Annotated in this window: 20 protein-coding genes; 5 read left to right on the top strand and 15 right to left on the bottom strand. The window is 71.5% G+C overall.

What is annotated here, in order from left to right; all coding sequences use genetic code 11:
- Positions 1-3 precede the first annotated feature (3 nt).
- Entirely contained in the window at positions 4-549 is a 546-nt protein-coding gene (pyrE, locus tag KVF89_RS20145; protein WP_257428064.1) for an orotate phosphoribosyltransferase, read from the bottom strand.
- 151 nt (positions 550-700) lie between these two features.
- On the opposite strand from pyrE, the gene KVF89_RS20140 reads away from it, so the two are divergent.
- Complete coding sequence (locus KVF89_RS20140; protein WP_257428062.1) at positions 701-1,276, top strand: Uma2 family endonuclease; 576 nt, start codon at positions 701-703, stop codon at positions 1,274-1,276.
- An 11-nt stretch (positions 1,277-1,287) separates the two neighbouring features.
- Positions 1,288-2,463: a pyridoxal phosphate-dependent aminotransferase gene (locus KVF89_RS20135; protein WP_257428060.1), complete on the top strand. Its 1,176-nt coding sequence runs from the start codon at positions 1,288-1,290 to the stop codon at positions 2,461-2,463.
- Positions 2,464-2,495: 32 nt separating this feature from the next.
- On the opposite strand, the gene KVF89_RS20130 is transcribed toward KVF89_RS20135, so the two are convergent.
- A complete protein-coding gene (locus tag KVF89_RS20130) occupies positions 2,496-3,551 on the bottom strand; it encodes a hypothetical protein (protein WP_257428059.1) in 1,056 nt (351 codons plus the stop codon).
- A 231-nt stretch (positions 3,552-3,782) separates the two neighbouring features.
- Between KVF89_RS20130 and KVF89_RS20125 the strand changes: the two genes are divergently transcribed.
- The gene (locus tag KVF89_RS20125; RefSeq protein ID WP_257428057.1) at positions 3,783-6,314 is read left to right on the top strand and encodes an amidase; all 2,532 of its coding nucleotides are present in this window, start codon (positions 3,783-3,785) and stop codon (positions 6,312-6,314) included.
- A 62-nt stretch (positions 6,315-6,376) separates the two neighbouring features.
- On the opposite strand, the gene clpB is transcribed toward KVF89_RS20125, so the two are convergent.
- On the bottom strand, positions 6,377-8,968 hold the full coding sequence (clpB, locus tag KVF89_RS20120) for an ATP-dependent chaperone ClpB (RefSeq protein ID WP_257428056.1): 2,592 nt from the start codon (positions 8,966-8,968) through the stop codon (positions 6,377-6,379).
- 514 nt (positions 8,969-9,482) lie between these two features.
- On the opposite strand from clpB, the gene KVF89_RS20115 reads away from it, so the two are divergent.
- On the top strand, positions 9,483-10,976 hold the full coding sequence (locus KVF89_RS20115; protein WP_257428055.1) for a hypothetical protein: 1,494 nt from the start codon (positions 9,483-9,485) through the stop codon (positions 10,974-10,976).
- Between the two features lie 18 nt (positions 10,977-10,994).
- Here the strand turns inward: KVF89_RS20115 and KVF89_RS20110 are convergent, their stop codons facing one another.
- From KVF89_RS20110 to KVF89_RS20075, 8 genes are all read right to left on the bottom strand, one after another.
- Positions 10,995-11,909, bottom strand: a complete 915-nt coding sequence (locus tag KVF89_RS20110) for an Abi-alpha family protein (protein ID WP_257428053.1) — start codon at positions 11,907-11,909, stop codon at positions 10,995-10,997.
- Between the two features lie 16 nt (positions 11,910-11,925).
- On the bottom strand, positions 11,926-13,260 hold the full coding sequence (locus KVF89_RS20105) for a DUF445 domain-containing protein (RefSeq protein WP_257428051.1): 1,335 nt from the start codon (positions 13,258-13,260) through the stop codon (positions 11,926-11,928).
- Positions 13,261-13,403: 143 nt separating this feature from the next.
- Complete coding sequence (locus KVF89_RS20100) at positions 13,404-13,853, bottom strand: heat shock protein transcriptional repressor HspR (RefSeq protein WP_257428049.1); 450 nt, start codon at positions 13,851-13,853, stop codon at positions 13,404-13,406.
- Positions 13,853-15,067 carry a molecular chaperone DnaJ gene (dnaJ, locus tag KVF89_RS20095; RefSeq protein ID WP_257428048.1) on the bottom strand — a complete coding sequence of 405 codons (1,215 nt, stop codon included), beginning with the start codon at positions 15,065-15,067 and terminating at the stop codon, positions 13,853-13,855. The genes KVF89_RS20100 and dnaJ overlap by 1 nt, the downstream gene beginning before the upstream one ends.
- Positions 15,068-15,215: 148 nt before the next feature.
- Complete coding sequence (gene grpE / locus KVF89_RS20090; protein ID WP_257428046.1) at positions 15,216-15,839, bottom strand: nucleotide exchange factor GrpE; 624 nt, start codon at positions 15,837-15,839, stop codon at positions 15,216-15,218.
- Positions 15,836-17,695 carry a molecular chaperone DnaK gene (gene dnaK / locus KVF89_RS20085; protein WP_257428044.1) on the bottom strand — a complete coding sequence of 620 codons (1,860 nt, stop codon included), beginning with the start codon at positions 17,693-17,695 and terminating at the stop codon, positions 15,836-15,838. The genes grpE and dnaK overlap by 4 nt, the downstream gene beginning before the upstream one ends.
- A 167-nt stretch (positions 17,696-17,862) precedes the next feature.
- Positions 17,863-18,636: a sulfite exporter TauE/SafE family protein gene (locus KVF89_RS20080; RefSeq protein WP_257428042.1), complete on the bottom strand. Its 774-nt coding sequence runs from the start codon at positions 18,634-18,636 to the stop codon at positions 17,863-17,865.
- Positions 18,637-18,757: 121 nt separating this feature from the next.
- Positions 18,758-19,384, bottom strand: coding sequence for a FadR/GntR family transcriptional regulator (locus tag KVF89_RS20075; RefSeq protein WP_257428041.1), 627 nt, complete (start codon positions 19,382-19,384; stop codon positions 18,758-18,760).
- A gap of 118 nt (positions 19,385-19,502) precedes the next feature.
- On the opposite strand from KVF89_RS20075, the gene KVF89_RS20070 reads away from it, so the two are divergent.
- Positions 19,503-20,855, top strand: coding sequence for an SLC13 family permease (locus KVF89_RS20070; RefSeq protein WP_257428040.1), 1,353 nt, complete (start codon positions 19,503-19,505; stop codon positions 20,853-20,855).
- 11 nt (positions 20,856-20,866) lie between these two features.
- Here the strand turns inward: KVF89_RS20070 and KVF89_RS20065 are convergent, their stop codons facing one another.
- The 4 genes from KVF89_RS20065 to KVF89_RS20050 are packed head-to-tail and all read right to left on the bottom strand — an operon-like array spanning position 20,867 to position 23,111.
- Positions 20,867-21,532: an HAD-IA family hydrolase gene (locus tag KVF89_RS20065; protein WP_257428038.1), complete on the bottom strand. Its 666-nt coding sequence runs from the start codon at positions 21,530-21,532 to the stop codon at positions 20,867-20,869.
- Between the two features lie 22 nt (positions 21,533-21,554).
- A complete protein-coding gene (locus KVF89_RS20060) occupies positions 21,555-22,151 on the bottom strand; it encodes a hypothetical protein (protein WP_257428037.1) in 597 nt (198 codons plus the stop codon).
- A 30-nt stretch (positions 22,152-22,181) separates the two neighbouring features.
- Positions 22,182-22,613 (bottom strand): nuclear transport factor 2 family protein, encoded by a 432-nt coding sequence (locus KVF89_RS20055; protein ID WP_257428035.1) that lies wholly within the window; start codon positions 22,611-22,613, stop codon positions 22,182-22,184.
- Positions 22,614-22,622: 9 nt separating this feature from the next.
- Positions 22,623-23,111 carry a nitroreductase family deazaflavin-dependent oxidoreductase gene (locus tag KVF89_RS20050; protein WP_257428034.1) on the bottom strand — a complete coding sequence of 163 codons (489 nt, stop codon included), beginning with the start codon at positions 23,109-23,111 and terminating at the stop codon, positions 22,623-22,625.
- Positions 23,112-23,131: the final 20 nt, after the last annotated feature.

Genomic DNA, 23,131 nt, shown 5'->3' with positions numbered 1-23,131 from the left:
GGATCAGGCCTGGGCGTCGGCCCGGGCCCGGTCCAGCTCCGCCTTCGTCAGCACCGCGCGGACCTCGAGGTCGACGTCGGCCAGCGGGTTCTCCCCGGCCGGGCTGCGGTCGATCGCGCAGATCACCGTCTCGACCACGCCACCACCGGCGCGCAGCGCGTTCGTCGCGTCGCGGACCGCGCCGCCGGTGGTGATCACGTCCTCGATCAGCACCACCCGGCGGCCGTCGTACGCCGGTCCCTCGGCGAGCTTGGCGGTGCCGTACTCCTTGGCCGACTTGCGGACGAACACCACGGGCAGGCCGACGAGCTGGCTGACCGCGGTCGCGATCGGGATGCCGCCCATCTCCAGGCCGCCGAGCAGCTCGGCGTCGGCCGGCAGCAGCTGCGCGACCTCGCGGGCGACCCGGGCGAGCAGCTGGGGGTCCGCCTCGAAGAGGTACTTGTCGAAGTACTCGTTGCTGACCTGGCCGGACCGGAGCACGAACTCGCCGGTGAGGCGGCAGGTGGCGTCGATGTCGGCGGCGAGGTCGGTGTCGGTGGTCGTCACGACTGCTGAGGCTATTCCCTCCGGGGCGTCTGTGGAGAACGCGGGCTCATGTCGGGCGTCTCCGACATCGTTGGCCTCCCTCCCGCTCTCGGGTCATCATGGAAGGAGCACCGATGTGTCCGCGCTGCCGTCTCATCTCGCGAGGGAAGCCATGTCCACCACCCTGCTGGCCGACACTCCCGGCATCGAGCGCGTCCCGATGTCGTTCGACGAGTTCCGCTCACTGCCGGACAAGCCCAAGTCCGAGTGGGTCGACGGAGTGGCGGTGATCTACACCGTGGCTCCCGTCTCGCGACATGCGTCGCTGCAGTACGAGCTCGCCTACTGGTTCCGTACCCACTTCCCCGACCTGTGGGGCGGGACGGAGGCGGACACGATGCTGCCCGCCAACCGCATGCGCCGGCCCGACCTGGCGCTCACGGTCCAGCCCCCGCAGGGCCCGTGGATCGAGGGCACCGAGGCACCACCACTGATCGTGGTGGAGATCCTCTCCCCGACGACCCGCAGCGAGGACCTGCTCCGCAAGGCGCCGGAGTACGCCGCGGCCGGCATCACGCAGTACTGGGTCGTCGACCCCGACGGCGAGCCGTCGATCGAGGTCAACCAGCTCACCGACGGCGCGTGGATCAACGTCGCGCGGGTGAGCGAGGCGACGCCGACCACCATGGTCGCCGTCCCGGGACACGACGACGTGGAGCTCGACTTCCGGGAGATCCTCCGGCAGTAGGGTCGGGTCTCGTGCCCCATCCAGCAGCCCGTCGCGTCGCCGGCATGGGCGAGACCATCTTCGCCGAGATGTCCGCCCTCGCCGCCCGGACCGGCGCGGTCAACCTCGGCCAGGGCTTCCCCGACACGGACGGTCCGCCGGTGATCATCGAGGCCGCGGTCGCCGCGCTCCACACCGGCGCGAACCAGTACGCACCGGGCATCGGCGTCCCCGCCCTGCGCCAGGCGATCGCCCGCCACCAGCAGCGTCACTACGGCATCGAGCTCGACCCCGACCGGCAGGTCGTGGTCACCACCGGCTGCACGGAGGCGATCGCCGGCACCCTGCTCGGACTCGTCGACCCGGGCGACGAGGTCGTGGTGCTCGAGCCGTTCTACGACTCGTACCCGGCGATGATCGACTTCGCGGGCGGCGTACGACGCCCGGTGACGCTGCGTGCACCGGACTTCCGGCTCGACCCGGCCGAGCTCGAGGCCGCCGTGTCCGCGCGGACCAGGCTGATCCTGCTCAACACCCCGCACAACCCGACCGGGCGGGTGCTCGACGCCACCGAGCTGGCGGCCGTGGCCCGCGTCGCGATCGAGCACGACCTGATCGTGGTGACCGACGAGGTCTACGAGCACCTCACCTTCGACGGGCACGGGCACGTGCCGATCGCGACCCTGCCCGGGATGGCCGAGCGGACCCTGACCCTGTCCAGCGCCGGGAAGTCCTGGTCGGTCACCGGCTGGAAGGTCGGCTGGGCGACCGGGCCCGCCGAGCTCGTCGCGGCCGTGACGGCGGCCAAGCAGTGGCTGACCTTCACCTCCGGCGCTCCCCTGCAGCCGGCGGTCGCCGCAGCGCTCGACGCCGGCGACGCATTCCCGACCGCCCTCGCCCGCGACCTCCAGGAGCAGCGCGACCAGCTCGTCGCGGGACTGCGCGCGGCCGGCCTGACGACGTACCTCCCCCAGGGCACCTACTTCGCCACCACCGACGTGGGCGACCTCGGCTGGGCCAGCGGCGGCGACTTCTGCCGCGCCCTGCCCGAGCGGGCCGGCGTCGTGGCGATCCCGTCAGAGGTCTTCTACGACGACCCGGACGCGCCCGGCAGCGGCCGGCACCTGGTCCGCTGGGCGTTCTGCAAGCGTCCCGAGGTGATCGCCGAGGCGGTACGCCGGCTCGTGGCGTCCGACCTCCGGCGCTGACCTGTCCGGCCGACTCGGCTCCCCCGGCCGGCTCAGCGGCCCGTGTACCAGCGACCGACCTCGGGGCGCAGCAGCAGCCAGATCGCCCCGGCGATCGCCGCGACCAGCACGACCAGCGGCCACGCCCCGAGGGACAGCGCCAGCGCGACGACGGCGGCTCCGGCGCCCGAGATGGCGAGCGTGATCCGGGCCCAGTTCTGGCCGGCGAACGCCAGTCCGGCGAGTGCGGCTGCCGCGAGGGCCCACACGATCAGCCCGGCGAGGAACAGGTAGAGGACCACGACCAGGTCCTGCTCGCCGAGCTCGGACTCCTTCATCATCTGCGGCTGCTGACGCTGCATCTCGGCGTACAGCTCGTCGCTCTGCGAGGGCACCACGGCCGCCAGGACCGCCAGCACCACGAGGACGAAGCCCGAGGTCAGCCAGGTCAGCGAGCAGGCCGTGACCAGTGCCCGGGGACGGACCCCGCGGTGCGGGCGCTGTTCCGAGCTCGGCATCGGCATCGGCGGGACAGACCCGATGGGCTGCTGCGTTCCGGTCGGCAGGGTCGCGTGCGGGGCGGACGGGGGCGCAGGAGGTGCGGCAGGCGAGCCTGCCGACGTGTTCGGCGGCCGGAGCCCGCCGAGCCGCGCGGCCCGGCGCTCCTCGTAGCGCTGGATCCAGGGCCGGCCGGCGTACCAGTCCCGCGTCGGCTGCAGCCAGAGCAGCGCGATGCCGGCGAGCACCATCGGCGCGAGGAAGCCGGCCGTGGCCAGGCCACCGAGGAACAGGAGCGGCGACAGCGCGGTCAGCGCGATCCGCGCGCTCGCCGAGCGCTTGAACACCTGGACGCCGAGGATGATCGACGCGGTGGCGGCGCCGGCACCGATCAGGCACAGGATCCGGACCAGCGTGGCGAGGGTGTCGACACTGATGCCGAGGTCGCCGGTCATCGGCTCGGTCAGGAACCGCTGGAGCTCCTCCTGCACCTCCAACGTGTGGAGCGTCGAGACCCGCTGCCAGGCGGCGAGGACCACGAACACCGAGCCGCCGATGATCAGCGCGCCCGCCAGCGTCGCCTGTCCCGGCCGCTGCTGCTCCTCGCTCATGGGTCCATTCCACCAGACGGGCCTGAGCTGGTCTCAACCCGTCGGCGACGGGCTGCGCCGTAGGCCCGGCCCGGCGGTGCGTGCCCGTGGCTTGCCGGGTGACTCACCGACCCCTGGGCGCCGCGTCTCATTTGAGATCACCGGACCTTCTCCGCAACGCATCCGCATGGAAACGCCCACTCGATCGGATGGCCCTGCCCGGCCCACAGGCTCGGCAACCCGAGGAGGAGCATGAACCAGACATCCAGCGGACCGATGTCCGCGCAGGCCGGCGACCCGACGGGGCGGTCTCGGCGAAGGGTGCGTCGGCGCCTTGTCGCGGCGGGCGTCGCATTGAGCGCGGGGGCAGCTCTCGTCTCGGGCGGCCCGCTCGCTCAGGCGAACGAGGACCCCACGCAGGCCGTCGGCCCATCCACCTTCGACGTCAACGAGGCGACCATCGCGGACATCGCGGCGGCCCTCGAGTCGGGGACCCTGACGAGCGTCGAGCTGACCGCGATCTACCTCAACCGCGCGGCGAAGTACGACCGAGGCGGCATCAATCTGAACTCGATCGTCGTGGAGAACGGCGCGGTGCTCGAGGAAGCGGCGCAGATGGACGCGCTCCGGGCGGCGGGGACGGTCCGAGGCCCGCTCCACGGCATTCCGTTCACCGTCAAGGACAGCTACAAGGTCGCGGGGCTGACCGTCGCCTCGGGCTCACCCGCCTTCAAGGATCTGGTGGCCGACGAGGACGCCTTCGCGGTGGCGAAGATCCGCGAGTCGGGCGGTCTCCTCATCGGCAAGACCAATATGCCGCCCATCGCCAACGGCGGCATGCAGCGAGGCGTGTACGGGCGCGCGGAGAGCCCCTACAACCCGCAGTACCTCACCGCCGCCTGGGGATCGGGCTCCTCGAACGGCTCAGGCACCTCGACCACAGCCAACTTCGCGACCTTCGGCATGGGCGAGGAGACCGTCTCATCCGGACGCTCGCCGGCCTCCAACAACGGGCTGATCGCGTACACGCCGTCCCGCGGGCTCCTCTCGATCCGAGGAAACGCGCCGCTCTGGCCGACTCGCGACGTCATCGTGCCGCACACCCGCACCGTCGAGGACACGATGACGGTCCTGGACGTCATCGCGAAGAAGGACGCGCGCCCGGACGGGGACTTCTGGCTCACCCAGCCCTTCGTCGACCTCCCCGACATCGAGGACGTCCGCCCCGAGTCGTACCTCGATCTGAAGGACACCGCCGCGCTGGAGGGCAAGCGCATCGGGGTACCCCGGATGTACCTCAACAAGGACGTCGAGACCACGACCCCCATCGACACCCGCCCTTCCGTGATCGACCTGTGGGAGCGCACCGCCGACGACCTGCGTGCTCAAGGCGCCGAGGTGGTCGAGGTGGACTTCCCCCTGGTCGAGAACTACTTCGAGGACCGGCCGGGTGCCGAGAGCATGTACACCCGCGGCTACGTGCCCGCGGCGTGGCGCAGCCTCGAGACCGGCGACTACGCATCCTTCTGGATGGAGAAGTTCCTCAAGTCCAACAACGACCCCGCCTATCCGTCCTGGACGGCGGTCGACCCGGCCACCGTGTTCCCGTATCCGAGCCGGCTACCGGCCAATCCGGCCGCGACGGCGAACTCCTACGCCAACCGCATCGAAGCCATCCGGACCCGCATGCCGTCGGACCTGTTCGCGGTCGAGGGCCTCGGTGACACGATCGAGGGCTGGAACAGGACCCGTGAGGAGGACTTCGACAGCTGGCTGGTCGAGAACGATCTGGACCTTCTGGCGTTCCCCGCGGTGGCCGACATCGGGAAGGCGGACGCCGACATCAACGTCGCGTCGAACACCGCCGCCCACCGCTACGGCGTCGGGCGCTCGGCGACCGATCACGTGATGCGTGTCTTCGGCCTGCCCAGTGTCTCGGTCCCGATGGGCCTGTTGGCCGACATCGAGATGCCGATGAACGTGACATTCGTCGGCACGCCGTATACCGACAACGACCTGCTCTCCATCGCCTACGACTACGAGCAGGCGACCCACAACCAGGTCCCGGCTCCACGGACGCCGGCGCTGCCCCAGGACGTCGTCACGCTCGCCACCGACGACGCCCAGCGGCCCGAGAACAGGGGCGACGTCGTCGCTCCGGCCCTCGGCGTGGACGTGCAGAAGGTGGACTGGACCGGCCCCACTCCCCGGTTGGCGGTCACCGTCACCACGAGCGACGCGTCAGGAATCGACGATCTCTGGCTGACGGCGAACGGCGACGAGCTGACGCTCACCGAGACCGCGCCGGGCACCTACCAGGGGACGATCTTCATGGACCGCTACCAGTACGGCGGCGACACTGGCGCGAGGTCGGTCCGCCTGGTGGCGCTCGCGAAGGACACCGCGCGCAACGCCGCGGCGTTCACCGACGCGGTGAAGGTGCCGGTCCCGTTCACCGACGCGCCCGTGGTGAAGCCGGGAGGAGAGGACCCGGTCAAGACGGACTCCTCGATCTCGGTCACCAAGCTCAAGAAGAAGGTGAAGGTCGGCAAGAGGGCCACGCTCTCCGTCACCGTGGCCTCCCCCGCAGGGGTGCCCACCGGGACGGTGCGGGTCAAGGCCTTCGGGAAGAAGGCGAAGGTCCGGTCCCTCGCCAACGGCACCTCCACCGTCAGGCTGCCGAGGTTCAAGACGACCGGCACCCGGACCGTCCAGCTCCTCTACGGCGGTGACGCCACCACCCTCGCCTCGGCGACGATCATCACGCTACGCGTGGTCCGCTGACCGAGGAGGACCAGTGGTCCGGCACCTGGCGCACTCGGGCCAGGTGCCGGACCGGGCGCATCTCACCTGGTGAGCACCAGTCCGTCCTCGCCCCGGTCGACGCTGACGGATCCACCGTCGGTGACCTCGCCGCCGATCAGCAGCCGGGCGAGCGCGTCGCCGATGGCGGTCTGGACGAGCCGACGCAGCGGCCGGGCGCCGTACGCCGGGTCGTAGCCGACGTCGGCCAGCCACTGCCGCGCCTCGGGAGTGACGGTCAGGGTGATCCGCCGGGCGGCGAGCCGCGCCTCGAGGGAGCGCAGCTGCAGCTCGACGATCCGCGCGAGGTCGTCGCGAGAGAGCGCGTCGAAGGTGACGATCTCGTCGAGGCGGTTGAGGAACTCGGGCTTGAACGCCTGCCGCACCACACCCATCACCGACTCCTTCTGGGCCTCCGGCGACAGCGACGGGTCGACGAGGAACTGCGAGCCCAGGTTGGAGGTGAGGATCAGGATCGTGTTGCGGAAGTCGACCGTGCGGCCCTGTCCGTCGGTGAGCCGGCCGTCGTCGAGCACCTGCAGCAGGACGTCGAAGATCTCGGGATGGGCCTTCTCCACCTCGTCCAGCAGCACGACCGAGTAGGGACGCCGCCGCACCGCCTCGGTGAGCTGGCCGCCCTGGTCGTAGCCGACATAGCCCGGAGGGGCACCGACGAGCCGGGCCACCGAGTGCTTCTCGGCGTACTCGCTCATGTCGATCCGCACGATGGCGCGGTCGTCGTCGAAGAGGAAGTCCGCCAGCGACTTGGCGAGCTCGGTCTTGCCGACACCGGTCGGGCCGAGGAACAGGAAGGACCCGGTCGGCCGGTTGGGGTCGGAGATCCCGGCCCGCGCCCGGCGTACGGCGTCGCTGACGGCGCGCACCGCATCGGCCTGCCCGATGAGGCGGGCGCCGATGGCCAGCTCCATGTCGAGCAGCTTGGCGGTCTCGCCCTGCAGCAGGCGGCCGGTGGGGATGCCGGTCCAGGCCTCGACGACCTCGGCGATCTGGGTCGCACCGACCTCCTCGCCGACGAGCTTCTCGTCGGGCGACTCGGTGTCCTCGACCGCCTCGACGGCCTTGATCTGCTGCTCCAGCGCGGGGATCCGGCCGTACAGGATCGCGCTGGCGCCGCCGAGGTCGCCCTCACGCTGCAGCCGCTCGGCCTCGCTCCGGAGCTGGTCGAGCTGCCGGCGCAGCGCGCCCTCGCCCTCCAGCTCGGACTTCTCCCGCTCCCAGCGGGCCTCCAGGCCGCGCAGCTCCTCCTCCTTGTCGGCGAGGTCGGCGCGCAGCACCTCCAGCCGGTCCCGCGAGGCGTCGTCGGACTCCTTGGCGAGCGCGAACTCCTCCATCTTCAGCCGGTCGACCTGGCGGCGGAGCTGGTCGATCTCCTCCGGGGAGGACTCGATCTCCATCCGCAGCCGGGAGGCCGCCTCGTCGACGAGGTCGATCGCCTTGTCGGGGAGCTGACGGCCGGTGATGTAGCGGTCGGACAGGGTCGCGGCCGCCACCAGCGCGGCATCGGTGATCCGCACCCCGTGGTGCGCCTCGTACTTCTCCTGGATGCCGCGCAGGATCTGGATGGCGTCCTCGACCGAGGGCTCGCCGACGAAGACCTGCTGGAAGCGGCGCTCCAGGGCGGGGTCCTTCTCGATCGACTCGCGGTACTCGTCGAGCGTGGTGGCGCCGATCATGTGCAGCTCACCACGCGCGAGCATCGGCTTGAGCATGTTGCCCGCGTCCATCTGCGAGTCGCCGCCGGCACCCGCGCCGACGACCGTGTGCAGCTCGTCGATGAACGTGATGACCTGACCCTCGGACTGCTTGATCTCGTCGAGGACGGCCTTGAGTCGCTCCTCGAACTCGCCGCGGTACTTCGCGCCGGCGACCATGCCCATCAGGTCGAGCGAGAGCACCCGCCTGCCCTTGAGGGAGTCGGGGACGTCGCCGGCGACCACGCGCTGGGCCAGGCCCTCGACGACGGCGGTCTTGCCGACGCCGGGCTCGCCGATGAGGACCGGGTTGTTCTTGGTGCGCCGCGACAGCACCTGGACGACCCGGCGGATCTCCTGGTCACGGCCGATCACCGGGTCGAGCTTGCCCTCCTCGGCGGCGGCGGTGAGGTCGACGGAGTACTTCTCCAGCGCCTCGTACGTCGCCTCCGCGTCCTGGGACGTGACACGGCGGTTGCCGCGGACCGCCGTGAGCGACTCGCGCAGGACGTCGGCCGACAGACCCGCATCCGCCAGCAGCTTCTGCGCCGGCGACTCCACGGTAGCCAGACCGATGAGCAGGTGCTCCGTCGCGACGTACTCGTCGGTCATCGACCGGGCGAGGTCCAACGCGGAGGCCAGGACGCGGGTCAGCGCGGCCGAGCCGGCCGGCTGCTGGACGGTCGCACCGCTGGCGCGGGGCAGCGCGTCGCGGGCGGTCGAGGCGGCGTGCACGAGCGCGGACACGTCGACCCCCGCCTTCGCGACGAGATGGGCGGCGGTGCCGTCCTCCTGCAGCAGCAGGGCGACGAGCAGGTGGATCGGCTCGACGGTGGTGTTGCCCGCCGTGGTGGCGGCGAGCTGGGCGGCCTCGATCGCCTCGCGACTGCGCGTGGTGAACTTGTCGGCCCCGAATTGGCTCATGTAACGGCTCCTCCAGAGTGGTTGGCTCCATCTTGGCCGGATTCCCTCCGGCCGGTCACCAGAACAACGCGTTCAAAGTTGAGTCTGTTCCACTCAACTTTGGGAATTTCCCGGGCGGGCGCGGGCCGTGGCCGTCCGGCAGGGCAGGGCGAGGACGGCGGCGGGGAGCCGGCAGAGGGCCCGGGTGCGGGGCCGAGCCGAGAGTGGACCGAGAGTGGACCGAGAGTGGACCGAGAGTGGACCGAGAGTGGACCGAGCGTGGACCGAACGTGGACGTGGTGGGCGGACACGGGTCTCGGGCCCACCCGCCCACCACGAGTCGCAGCGGTCGGCCGGGCCGTCCTCCTCGTCCCCGGAGTAGGACGCGACCCCACATCGCGCCGGCACCACGGCCGACCGCGCTGGGACGACGGTCGCACGGCTCCACCGCCGGTCGCGGATTGTTTCGTCTCGGGCCTCGGGCGAAACAATCCGTTTCCGCGCCGCGGACGGCCGCCGGTGCCAGCATGGCCGGGTGGCTCGGCACACGGACGAGATCGACGACCCCACCCCACTCGCCGGGGCGAGGATCGACGTCGCGGCGCGGATCGGGTGGCTGCTGCGCATCAGCCGGGTGATGGCGGGGGTGCCCCTGCGGGAGCTCGCCGGCCGCGCCGGCAACGGCACCCGGCTCTCGGCGGCGACGCTGTCCCGCGTCGAGACCGCGGGCCGACGCAGCGGGGTCGTGGTCGCGGCGTACGAGGAGGCGCTCGGTCTCCCCCACGGGCAGCTGCGGGCACCCATCGACGTGCTCTGCCGGACCTTCTCCTATGCACCGGTCGACACGGAGCCGTACGCCCCGGAGCCGACCCTGGTCGGCTTCACCTCCGCCGTCGACGCCGTCGGGTCCGGCCGGCCGAGCGCCCACGACTGGCTGCGCTTCGCCGAGTACCACGTCCGCACCCCCTTCGGCATGGACACCCACACCATCCGCCCCCTCCTCGCCCGCCTGGTCGACGAGGTGGGGCGATCGGCGGGTCTCGGCTACCAGCTGCGCTACGAAGCGCTGAGCAAGCTGCGCTGCAGCCCGTACGCCGCCCTGGTCGCCGAGGTCGTGCGAGAGGCCGTCGAGCAGCCCGGGATGCGGCGCCCGGCCGACCTGCTGAGCGCCGTCACCGAGTACCCGACGTCCGATCTGGTCGCCTGGTGCGGCGAGCTGCTCACCCACGAGTCCTGGGTGATCGCGCGCGCCGCGTGCCTGGGCATCCAGAACATGCGCAGCGTCGGCGGCCTGCGCCGGGCCGACTGGCTCCCCCTGGTCCCCGTCTTCGCCGCCGCGTGCGACGCGGCGGTCGGCGACACCCTGCGGCAGCCGATCCTCAGCTCCACCCTGGCCTGCTGCCCTCCCGAGTTCCGTGCGGCGGTCCGGGCCAGCCTCACCGAGGAGCTGGTCGAGCCGCGGCGCGCCGCCGCCTGGACCCGGACCCGGCGCAACCGCCACTTCACCTACGCCGCGACCCTGGCGGCCGAGATCGCGGACACCCGCGCCGGGGAGGCGATGCTCGCCCGACTGCTCTTCGAGGTGCTCTACGACTTCCGCGCCACCCACGTGACGACGTCGTCGTTCCTGCTCGTCGCCTCCCCGTTCGCCGACGACGTCCGCGAGCTGATCTGCCGGTCCGCCCTCGACGGCCCCGACGAGACCACACGGCACGGCGCGGCCTTCGCGTTCGCCAACCTGATGATCCCCTTCGACACGGCAGATCCCGGGCCGTGGCTGGCCTCCGACGACCAGGTCCTGCGCGGGGCGGGCCTGAGCATCTGCGGCTTCGCCGGGGTCGCGCTGGACAGCGACCTGCTCCGCGAGCTCGCCGCACGCGACGACCAGATCGGCTACGAGGCGATGTTCGCGGCCGGGATGTCCCAGCAGCCGGAGCTGGCCGAGCTGGCGTCCGCGAAGCACCTGCCGGTCACCGTACGGCAGGCGGCGGCGTGGTGGCGGGCCGCGGGCGGACGCATCGTCAGCTGAACGGCTCGACCCGCCGGCTCAGGCGTCGATGTCGGGCGGTGCCTCGTGCTCGGGCAGGTCGGCGCTCGCGGCGGTCACCTCGTCGACCAGCGCCAGCTTGCAGAACTCCTCACCGAAGGGGGTGAGGTGGAAGCTGCGACGCACGACCTTGGCGAACTTCACCGAGTGCATGGCGGCGAGCACGTCGGGCTGGGCCTCGAGGACCTGGTACTCCAGGTGGTCGCGCACCGGCTCGCGGGAGAACCAGACCAGACCGAGCCGGAACAGGTTGTTGAGGTACGACGGCACCTGCTCCAGGTAGCGGAGGCCGGCGCGCGGACCGATCATGTTGAGCCCGGGCGCGATGAGCTGGCTGCTCACCATGCCGATCGGGCCGCCGGTGCGGACGTCGACCGACGGCTGCGGGCCGTCGCGCAGCAGCATCACGAGGATCCGCGCCTCGTCGGGGGCGAGCTCGTCGAGGATCCGGTCGAAGGCCGGGTGCCGGTCGTCCTTGCTCCACACGTCGCGCGAGCGCTCGAGCAGGTCGTTGCCGCGATCGCGCAGCGACTGCGAGCGCGAGGCGAGCACCTGGCCGTCGACCACCGGGGCGGCCACGACCTCGCGCGGACGGTCGGCACTGCCGCCGAGCGACTCCCCGGCCCGCAGCAGGGCGGTCGCGACCGGTACCCCGTCGGAGACCTGCTTGGCGACCTCGCCGAGCGCGCCGACGTACGACCCGACGTCGCGGATGAGCGAGGCGGCCTCGTCGCGGCTGGTGACGGCGCGGCCGACCCGCATCCAGTTGCGCGTCGTCGTACGCAGGCCCCAGCCGGCGGTGTGCAGCGCCGCCGAGCCGGCCACCCGCGCCAGGCCGGGGAGCGACTCCGCCATCGCGGGCCCGGTCAGCGCGGGCAGGCGTGGCAGGCCGTCCTTGTCGAGGTCCTCGGTCATGTCTGCCTTCCGATGCTCATGATGGCGGGAACCCGGGTATCCAACCCCAGTTGAAGATGCCGAGGTGGAGGAAGCCACCGGCGGCGCCCATGATCGCGCCGTGTGCGTAGAGCATCCACTCGTCCTCCTTGATCGCGGCCCGCATCATCTCGACGAAGTCCTTCGGCGCGAGCTCCTTGGTGCGCCGCGCGATGAGGACCCGGATCTTCTCGGACTGCTGCTTGCTGAAGCCCGGGTCGCGGAACGGGGTGATGGTGCGACCCACCGCCTCCTTCGCGAAGGAGTCCTTGATGCTGTCGTACCTCCGCCCGCCCATCGCGACGTTGACCGCGCCCCGCAGCGGGCCGGCGGCCTTGTCGATCGCGGGACGCATGGCGGTCGCGATCATCTGCCGGGTGCGGTCCCCTCGGGGGCCGTCCATGAGGAAGTCGCCGATCCGCTCGAGCGTGATCACGTCCTCGGCGATGATCCGGGCGTAGACCTCCGCGCACTCGTCCTGGCGCCGCAGGAACAGGCCCTGCACCTTGATGCCGAGGATCCGCTTCGCCTCCGGCGGGTCGAAGATCAGCCACATGCCGAGCAGGTTGGTGGTCCAGCCGACGACGACTCCGAGCAGCGGCAGCAGCCACCAGATGTGCCACGTCTGATCGACGATCGCGACCGGGACGCCGAGCAGGAAGCCGAAGATGAAGCCGAAGGCGACCATCAGGTTGAGCTCGCGCTGCCCCACGTCCTTGAAGACGCGGACCACCAGCTCGGGGTTCTTGCGGAAGTGGTCGATGACCATGATCTTGGGGTCGAGCAGCTGGTTGATGTGGACGCCGATCTCGTCGGTGATCGTCTTGACCACGCCGGGCAGCTGCGCCTGGACCCGGTCGATCACCGCCTGGCGCACCGGGCGGGGCAGGTCGCGCCACAGCCGGGGGTGCTCACGCTTCATCACGTCGTCGACCAGCGCCGGCAGGTCCGGGCGGAACACGTTGACGATGTGCTCGGCGATCTGGTCGGGCTCGAGCTGCGCGTAGAACTCGGCCGGGGTGCCCAGCTTGGCGATCACCTTGTCGACCGCGATGCTGCCCATCTTCGCGGCGCGGGCGGGCACGATGCCCTGCCAACCGAGACCGCCGTCCATCCAGCCGGGGATCTCCTGCAGCTTGCGCGGCAGCACACCGGCCACCTCCCGCAGACCGGGGACCCGGAAACCGTGGAAGTTGATCGGCTTGAAGAGCATCCACAGCCCGGACCAGTTGATCAGCCAGCCGATGATCCCGGTGAAGAACGGGATGGAGACGAACGCGAACCAGTCGACGTGGTCGGCCCAATCCCGGAGCCAGTCCAGCACTGCGTCCACACGCACCTCTCGTCCCGTGGCGTCCGCCGCGCCTCAAGCCCGCGGACGGTCCCGACGGGTGGAGGTTAACGCCTGTGGGGACAACCGCCCCGGAGATCTCAGGTCACGGTGTCACAGCAACCGGGCGCCCCTCCCCGACGAGGTCAGGGGTTGCGGCGCCAGACCACGACGGACTGGCCGACGGTGGCGCCGGGCAGGGCGGGCAGGTTGCTGCGCGGGACCGGGGGGCGCGCGGCGGCCGCCTGCCGGAGCGCCTCGTGGGCGGCCTCCAGCTCGGCGACCAGCTCGGCATTGCGGGCGCGCAGCGCGGCGACGGCGTTCTCCAGGTCGAGGATCCGCCTGACGCCCTCGATGCCGATGCCGGACGCGGTCAACTGCGCGATCTCGCGCAGTCGCTCGATGTCGCGGTAGGAGTACCGCCGGCCGCCACCGCCGGTGCGACCGGGCGTGATCAGCCCCACCCGCTCGTAGGTCCGCAGGGTCTGCGGGTGCAGGCCGCTGAGCTGGGCCGCGACGCTGATGACGTACACAGCCTCGTCCTCGCCCGGGGGGCCGAGCGGTCCCGGCCCTCCGGGCACGTCGCGGCCCACCATCAGTTCGCGTCCTGGCGTCGGTCGCTTCGCTCCCCGCCGGCCTCGCCCGCGAACAGGCCCGACCGGAGCCGAGTGTCGGTGGTCGCGGCGGCGTACGCCTCGAGGGCCTCCTTCGCGTCGGCCTCGAGACTGCTCGGCACCTGCACCTCCACCGTGGCCAGCAGGTCGCCCCGCGAGCCGTCGGCCTTGGCCGCGCCCTTGCCGCGCACCCGGAAGGTGCGCCCGTTCGGCGTGCCGGCCGGGACCTTGAGGGTCACCGGGGCGCCGCCGAGGGTGGGGATCTTGATCTCGGCCCCGAGCGCGAGCTCGGCGAACGAGACCGGTACGTCGACCGTGAGGTGCTCCCCCTTGCGGCCGAACACGCGGTGACCGGTGACCTTGACGGTGACGTAGAGGTCTCCGGCGGGACCGCCGCTCTCACCCGGGACGCCCTTGCCGCGCAGCCGGATCCGCTGCCCGTCCTTCACCCCGGCCGGGATCTTCGCCTGGATGGTCCGGGTGGACCGGCCCAGGCCGGAGCCGAGGCAGGTGGGGCACGGGTCGTCGTACACGAGCTGGCGGCCACCACACGTCGGGCAGGTCTCGTTCATGGAGAACGCGCCGCCGACGGAGGCGGTGACGAACCCGCTGCCGTCACAGGTCGGGCACACGTGCGGCTGGGTGCCGGGCTTGCCGCCGGTGCCGTGGCAGGTCGCGCAGGCGCCGTCGGAGCTGACCCGCAGCGAGACCGTGGCGCCGTCGAGCGCCTCGGTGAACCCGATGGTCGCGGTGGTCTCGAGATCGGCGCCGCGGGTGGCCCGAGGAGCGCGCGCCCGACCCCGGCCACCGCCGAACAGGTCACCGAACAGGTCACCGAACCCGCCTCCGCCACCACCCGCCCGGTCCCGGAGCAGGTCCTCGACGTTGACCCCGCCACCGAACCCGCCCGCACCGCCGAAGCCGCCCCCCGCGGGGAACCCGCCGCGGCCGAACAGCTCGCGGGCCTGGTCGTACTTCTTGCGCTTGTCGGGGTCCCCGATGACGTCGTACGCCTCGGCCACCGCCTTGAACCGGTCGTGCTTGACGGTGTCGTCGGGGTGGGAGTCGGGGTGGTTGGCGCGCGCGAGCTTGCGGTAGGCCTTCTTGATCTCGTCCTGCGTCGCCGACTTCGCGACCCCGAGCTCCTTGTAGAAGTCCTTGGTCGCCCAGTCGGACCGGATCCCGTCGTCACTCATCGCACACCTCCCTTCGTTGAGTCGTCACTTCTGACCTGTTGAGTCGTCACATCTGACCTGTTGAGTTGCCACTTCCGCCCGTTGACTCGCCATCCTCGCCGATCGGATCGGACCAGAAGTGACGAGTCAACAGGTCAGATGTGACGACTCAACCTTCCGCCGGGTCGACCACGAGCACCTGCGCAGCGCGGACGACCCGGTCACCCATCTTGTAGCCCGACTTGGCGATGACCTTGCACGTGGTGACCTCGACCTCGGCGTCGGTGCCGATGTGGGAGAGCGCCTCGTGGATCGTCGGGTCGAAGGCGTCGCCGGCCTCGCCGAACTTCACCAGCCCCAGCCCGGCGACCACGCGCTCGAGCTGCTCGGCGGTGGCCTTGAAGCCGCCCTCGAGCGGCTCGTGGTCGCGGGCCCGGTCGATCGTGTCCAGGACGTCGATGATCGGCGTGAGCGCGGCGTACGTCGCGTTCTCGCGCAGCAGCTCGCGGTCCCGCTCGACCCGGCGCTTGTAGTTGAGGAACTCCGCCTGCAGCCGCTGCAGGTCGAGGGTGCGCTCCTCCAGCTCCATCCTCGTGACCGTCAGCTCGTCGGCCTCGGGGGTGGCCTCGGCTGCCTCGACCACCTCGGCCGCCTCGGCGGTCTCGACGGCCTCGGCTGCCTCGGCTGCCTCGTCGGTCTCTGCCGCCGGCGCCGCCTCGGCCTCCTGGCCCTCGGGCGAGGGAGCCGCAGTCTCCTGCGGCTCCCCCTCCGGGGTGAGGTTCTCCTCGGTCACTTGGTGTCGCCCTCGGTGTCCTCGTCGACGATCTCGGCATCGACGACGTCGTCGTCGCCCTCACCGGTGGCACCGGTGGTGCCGCCCGCCGCGGCCGAGTCGGCCTCGGCGGCGGCGTACATCGCGGCGCCCATCTTCTGGCTGGACTCGCCGAGCTTGGAGATGGCGGCGGTGAGGTTCTCCGGGTCGGTCTCCTCGGTCGCCAGCGCCGTCTTGAGCGCCTCGACGTCGGCGGAGACCTCGGTCTTCACGTCGTCGGGCAGCTTGTCGCCGTTGTCGGCGAGGAACTTCTCGGTCGTGTAGACGAGCTGCTCGCCCTGGTTGCGGACCTCGACGGCCTCGCGGCGCTTGGCGTCCTCCTCGGCGTACTGCTCGGCCTCCTTGACCATGCGGTCGATGTCCTCCTTGGACAGCGCGCTGCCGCCGGAGATGGTCATCGACTGCTCGCGGCCGGACGCCTGGTCCTTGGCGGAGACGTGGACGATGCCGTTGGCGTCGATGTCGAAGGTGACCTCGATCTTCGGCACGCCGCGCGGAGCCGGCGGGAGGCCGGTCAGCTCGAAGTTGCCGAGGCCCTGGTTCTGCGACCAGATGGCGCGCTCGCCCTGGGCGACCTTGATCTCGACCGACGGCTGGTTGTCGTCGGCGGTCGTGAAGATCTCCGAGCGCTTGGTCGGGATCGTGGTGTTGCGCTCGATCAGGGTGGTGAAGACACCGCCCTTGGTCTCGATGCCGAGGGACAGCGGGGTGACGTCGAGGAGCAGCACGTCCTTGACCTCACCGGCCAGGACACCGGCCTGCAGGGCGGCACCGACGGCGACGACCTCGTCGGGGTTGACGCCCTTGTTGGGCTCCTTGCCGCCGAGCATCTCCTTGACCAGCTCGGTCACCGCGGGCATGCGGGTCGAGCCGCCGACGAGGACCACGTGGTCGATCGCGGAGAGCGCGACGCCGCCGTCCTTGAGGACGTTCTGGAACGGCGCCTTGGTGCGCTCGAGCAGGTCGGCGGTCAGGCGCTGGAACTCCGAGCGGGTGAGCCGCTCCTCGAAGTGCAGCGGGCCGTTCTCGCCGTGGGTGATGTAGGGCAGGTGGATCGTGGTGTCGCTCGAGGAGGACAGCTCGATCTTGGCCTTCTCCGCGGCCTCCTGGAGGCGCTGGGCGGCGATCTTGTCGGCGGCCAGGTCGACGCCGTTGGCGTCCTTGAACTTCTTGACCATCCACTCGACGATCGCGTTGTCCCAGTCGTCGCCACCGAGGTGGTTGTCGCCGCTGGTCGCCTTGACCTCGACGACGCCCTCGCCGATCTCGAGCAGGGACACGTCGAACGTGCCGCCACCGAGGTCGTAGACGAGGATGGTCTGGTCGTCGCCCTTGTCGAGGCCGTAGGCCAGCGCCGCCGCGGTGGGCTCGTTGACGATGCGGTCGACGGTGAGGCCCGCGATCTCGCCGGCCTCCTTGGTGGCCTGGCGCTGGGCGTCGGAGAAGTACGCCGGGACCGTGATCACCGCGTTGGTGACGGTCTCGCCGAGGTAGGCCTCCGCGTCGCGCTTGAGCTTCTGCAGGATGAACGCCGAGATCTGCTGGGGCGTGAAGTCCTTGTCCACCGGGTCGCCGATGTGCTGGGTCCAGTCGGTGCCCATGTGGCGCTTGACCGACCGGATCGTGCGGTCGACGTTCGTGACCGCCTGGCGCTTCGCGACCTCGCCGACGAGCACCTCACCGCTCTTCGCGAAGGCCACGACGGACGGCGTGGTCCGGGCTCCCTCCGCGTTGGCGATGACCGTGGGCTCGCCGCCCTCGAGGACCGCGACGACGCTGTTCGTCGTACCGAGGTCGATGCCGACAGCTCGTGCCATGTGTGTTTCTCCTCCGTGCGTGAAGATATGGGTGCAAGTTAGTTGAGCCGGATGGACTCAAGTCTGACACAGGCTGCAACGGGCCGGTCCGCCGGGTTGTTCCCGAGGCCGGCGAGGAATCTCCGGATGCCCCGCAACCGCGCGAGGAGCCGCCCGACCGGCGCGGCTCAGCCGACGAGCATCACCGTCGACGCGCTCACACCGGCCACGACCACGAGCGTCCGCAGTACCGCCGCCGGGAGGCGTCGGGCGATCCGGGCGCCGACATAGCCGCCGACGATCGAGCTCACCGACAGCAGCACCACGGCGAGCCAGTCCACCTCGGCGACGACGACGAACACGAGCGCGGCCACGAGGTTCGAGGCCAGCAGGGCGATCGTGCGGATGCCGGCGATCACGTGCAGGTCGATGTCGAGCGAGAGCGCGAGGGTCGCGATCATCATCACGCCGGCCCCGGCCCCGAAGTAGCCGCCGTAGACGCCGGTCAGCAGGACGAAGCCGGTCGCCATGACCGAGAGCCGCAGCCGCGGGTGCACCTCGCGGCCGTCGCGGCCCCGCTGGGCCGCCAGCCAGGCGGAGAGCCGCGGCTGGACGCCGACCAGGAGGCAGGTGCCGAGGATCAGCCACGGCACGACGGCCTCGAAGACGCCGGGCGGCAGGGCCAGCAGCAATGCCGCGCCGGCCGCGCCGCCGATGCCGGTCAGCACCATGACGCCCGCGGCGATCCGTGGGTGGACGCGCAGCTCCTCGCGGTAGCCGATGCCGCCGCCCACACCCGAGGGCACCAGCCCGATCGTGTTGCTCACGTTCGCGACGACGGGCGGCAACCCGACCGCCAGCAGCACCGGGAAGCTCAGCAGCGACGCGACGCCGACGGTGGTGCTCAACACGCCGGCACCGAGACCGGCCAGGACGACGACCAGCTGCTCGAGGCCACTCACGGACGGCCCTGGGGCACGGAAGGGGTCACGGGAGACATGGTGGCATTGTCCCTATGGCTAGGCCACCGGGCCACATGGCCGGTGATCCAGCGCCGGCGTAGCCGGAACAGGGTCAGCCGATTCAGCCGTCGCCGAGCAGGCCGACGCAGGCCGTGGCGGCGCCCGCGGCGTCGCCGCGGATGATCGCGTCGGCGAGGTCGCCCAGGCCCGCCTGGAGGCCGGCCGAGGGAAGGGGATCCGGCGCGTGCCCGGCCAGGCTGTCGTCGAGATCGGCGAGCAGGGCGGAGTCGGCGAGGCGGCGTACGCACCGCCAGGTGTGCTCGAAGCTGCGGGGCCGGCCGTCGTCGGCGAGCATCGCCAACCGCAGCGAGGTCTGCGGGTTCACCGCGGCGGCCCGGGCGATGCCGGCGAGCACCGCCTCCCGCGCGGCGACCACCTCGGTGCGCGGACGGGCGTCGAAGCCCGGCAGCAGGGTCCCGACACCGGGATCGGCCGCGGTGTCCCGCACCAGTGCGCCGACGCCGTGGCGGACCTCGATCCGGCCCCGGGTCTCGAGAGCGGCGAGCGCGCGCGACAGCGTCGCCCGGCTCACGCCCAGCTCCGCGGCCAGCTGACGCTCCGGCGGCAACCGGTCGCCGCCGACCAGGCCCTGGGCCTCGATGAAGTCCGAGATGTGGCTCGCGAGGCTCTCGTAGAGCCGCTCCCGGCGCAAGGGCGGCACCTGCGGGCGATCACGCGTGGCGGACATGGGCCCATCGTAGTGGCCCGGACCCCCTAGTGGACAGGTGGCCTAGCCACTGGCACACTCGTCCGCGTTGTATGACGCCGGTCACGTCCGCGGCCGGTCCCCGATCCCAGGGAGAGCCATGTCCCACGAGCTGATCTCGCTCGCCGTCCTCGTCATCGTCTTCCTGATCGCCACGGTGCGGGGCGTCAACATGGGCGCGCTCGCCCTGGTCGCGTCGTTCATCGTCGGCCTGGCCGTCTACGACGCCACCACCGAGGACGTCCTCGCCGGCTTCCCCAGCGGGCTCTTCGTGATCCTGGTCGGCGTCACGTACCTCTTCGCGCTCGCGAAGAACAACGGCACGGTCGACTGGATCGTGCACGGTGCCGTCCGGGCCGTCGGGGGGCGCGTCGCCCTCGTGCCGTGGGCGATGTTCCTCGTCTGCGCCGCGGTGACCGCGATCGGGGCGGTGAGCCCCGCGGCCGTCGCGATCGTCGCGCCCGTCGCGATGGGCTTCGCCCTGCGCTACCAGATCCACCCCGTGATGATGGGCATGATGGTCGTGCAGGGCGCGACCGCCGGCAGCTTCTCCCCCATCGGCATCTTCGGCTCGATCACCAACGGCGTGGTCGACACCAACGACCTGCCGGGCAACCAGGGCTTCCTGTTCGTGACCACCTTCCTCGCCGCCACCGTCGTCGCGGCGATCACCTACCTCGCCTTCGGCGGGCGCGAGCTGATCGCCCGGGGCCGCCAGGCCGTCGCCGTCGGCGCGCTGGGCGGTGAGGCCGAGGCCGCGTCGTACGCCGCGACGCGCGGCACCGGACCCGCCACCCCGCACTCCGCGGTCGAGGCCCGTCGCAGCACCCGCGCCGACGACCCCGACGACGCCACCCGCCTCAACCCGCAGCGCTCACTGACGCTGGCCGGCCTGGCCGCCCTGATGGTCGGCGCGCTCGGCTTCGACCTCGATGTCGGCTTCACCGCACTCACCATCGCGGTCGTGCTCACCCTCGCGTTCCCGGCCTCGGCCAAGGGCGCCGTCGAGAAGATCAGCTGGGGCACCGTGCTGCTGATCGGCGGCATCGTCACCTATGTGACCCTGCTGCAGAACCAGGGCGTCGTCGACTGGCTCGGCGACGGCGTCGCAGAGGTCGGCTCGCCCCTCGTCGCGGCGCTGCTCATCTGCCTGATCGGAGCGGTGGTGTCGGCCTTCGCCTCGACCACCGGCATCATCGGCGCCCTGATCCCGCTCGCCGTGCCGTTCCTGCTGACCGACCAGGTCAACGCGATCGCACTGATCGCCGCGCTGGCGATCTCCAGCTCGGTCGTCGACTGCAGTCCCTTCTCCACCAACGGCGCCCTCGTCGTCGCCAACGCCGACACCGACCAGCGCGAGATGGTGTTCAAGCGGCTCATGCAGTGGGGCATGTCGATCGTCGTCGTGGCCCCGCTCGTCGCCTGGGCACTGCTGGTCGTCCCGACCGCCTGAGCCTGGCTGAGCTACAGAGCGCGTACGACGTCAGCGAGCTCGCGGGCGTCACTCACCTCGACCGGCGGACGCGGCCCGTCCGGGTCCACCGCGTGGCCCGGGCGGGCGAGCCTGACCACGGTGATCCCCGCCTCGAGCGCGCCACGCACGTCGCGCGCGGACGCCGCGACGTGCACCAGTCGCTCCGGCACGACCGCCCGCACCGCGCCGAGGTAGATCGCCGGGTCGGGCTTGAAGGCATGGAGCCGCTGCGAGGTCAGCAGCAGGTCGGGGTCGACCAGCTCCGCCGCCCGGGTACGCCGCGCGAGGTGGTCGTCGACGTTCGACAGCAGTCCGACGCGGGCGAGCGCGGCGACCCGGCGCAGCCCGTCGGCGACGTCGGGCCACAGCGGCCACGCGCCGATGCCGTCGTGCAGCCGGGCCAGGTCGGCGCGGGCGAGACCGGGGTCGAGGCCGAGCTCGTCGTAGGCCCGCCGCAATGCCTCCCTCGAGACCTGGGTGAAGGTCCGCGGCGGCCGGGCCTGCCGCTGGAGCAGCTTGTTGTGGCGGTCCCACATGTCATACAGCGCGACGCCGTCGAGCCCCCAACCGCGCTCCTCGGCGATCGAGCCGAGAGCCGCGCCGGCGCCGGCGCGGGTGTCGGTCGCGGCGCTGAACAGGTCGACGGTGACGATCACGGCAGGCGGCGTTCGGGTGTCGTCAGCCGACGGTGACGCTGATCTCGTTGCTCACGGTGCCGCTGTCGCGGTCGACCACCCGGAACCGGTTGACGCCGCTCACGCCGGTGAAGATGTAGCTGGAGAAGGTGCCGTTGGTGACGCCGACGCTGGCCGGGAAGTCGGCCCAGTCGCCGTTCTCGAAGCGCTGGACCCACAAGATCGCGCCCTCGCCGCCGGGGTAGACGCCACTGAAGTAGATCCGCTCGCCGCTGGCGACGGACGTCGCGAGGGCCTGCAGCGAGATCTCGTCGGCCGCCTCGCTGGTGAGCTCCGTGGTCGGCTCGTCCTCGGGGACCTCGGTCTCGGCGTCGCCGGTCGGCTCGTCGGGGTCCTCGGTGTGGAGGGTGACCAGGGGGCCGGTGGCCTCGTCGGTCTCGACCGGGCTGGGCAGGTACATCGACTGCCGGACCGTCGACTCCCCGGCCGCGTCGCCGTCGTCTCCACCGAGGCCGAGCACCTTGGTTCCGACGAGCGCCACGACGGCGAGGACCAGTCCCACACCGAGGGCGACGGCGAGCAGCGCCACCAGCCCGTTGAGCACGGGACGTTCGCCGGGGGGCTGCTGCTGGTCGCTCACCCGCCCCATTGTCCAGACGGGCCGAAGAAATCAGAAACCGCGCGTCCAGACGACCTGCTCGTGCAGCCGGCGCGAACGCCAGCCCTCGGCCGTCCGCACGAACGTGTGCCGGTACCTGCCGCCGACCTCCACGACCCGCTCCCCGCCCTTTCCGTCGCCGATCCGCATCGGGTTGTGGAAGTACGCCGTCACCTCGGCCTCGTCGCGGGAGTCGGCGAACGCGAAGGCGACCTGACCCACCAGGTGCACGCGGTGCTTCGAGAAGCCGGGCAGCGCCTCGGCCAGCCAGGCCTTGACGACCGGGTAGCTGTCGACGACGCCGCCGCTCTCGGTGTAGTCGATGTGCGCGTCCGGGGTGAAGACGGTGTCGAGGCCGTCGAAGTCGCCGTCGTCGACGGCGAGCGTGTAGCGGGTGATGGCGTCGGTGATCTCGGCGCGGTCGATCAGCTCCTGCAGCTCCACAGGGTCTCCTCAGCGGGGCTCGAGGACGACGACCGGGATCTCCCGGTCCGTCCAGGCCTGGTAGTTGTCGAAGTCGGCGTACAGGTCGACGAGGCGCGGCCACAGCGCCGCCCGCTCCTCGGGTCCGGCGACCCGGGCGCGGACCGCCCGGCTCCGCTCCCGGGGTACGGCGACTGTGGTGTCGGGATGCGCGACCAGGTTGTGGAACCACTGGGGGTTCTTCGGGAGCCCGCCCTGCGACGCGACGATGACGAGGGCGGGTCCGTCGGCCAGGTAGAGCAGCGGTGTGGTGAACCGCGCGCCGCTCTTGCGGCCGACGTGGTCGAGCAGCAGCACCGGGACCGGCTTCCTCCAGCCCGCGCCGATGCGCCACGTCGCGCCGATCCGCCCGTTGGTGAGCCGGTAGACGGCGACGTTCGCCTTGGCGCCGTACTTGATGATCTTCGCGACAATCGGCTTGTCGAGGCCGTCGGGCTTCTCCTTGGGCAGTGCCGGCATGGAAACCACTCTGGCAGAAA

The organism is Nocardioides carbamazepini, from assembly GCF_024614185.1.
In the GTDB taxonomy this organism is placed as follows: domain Bacteria; phylum Actinomycetota; class Actinomycetes; order Propionibacteriales; family Nocardioidaceae; genus Nocardioides; species Nocardioides carbamazepini.
This window is presented reverse-complemented; position numbering and strand designations above follow the sequence as displayed.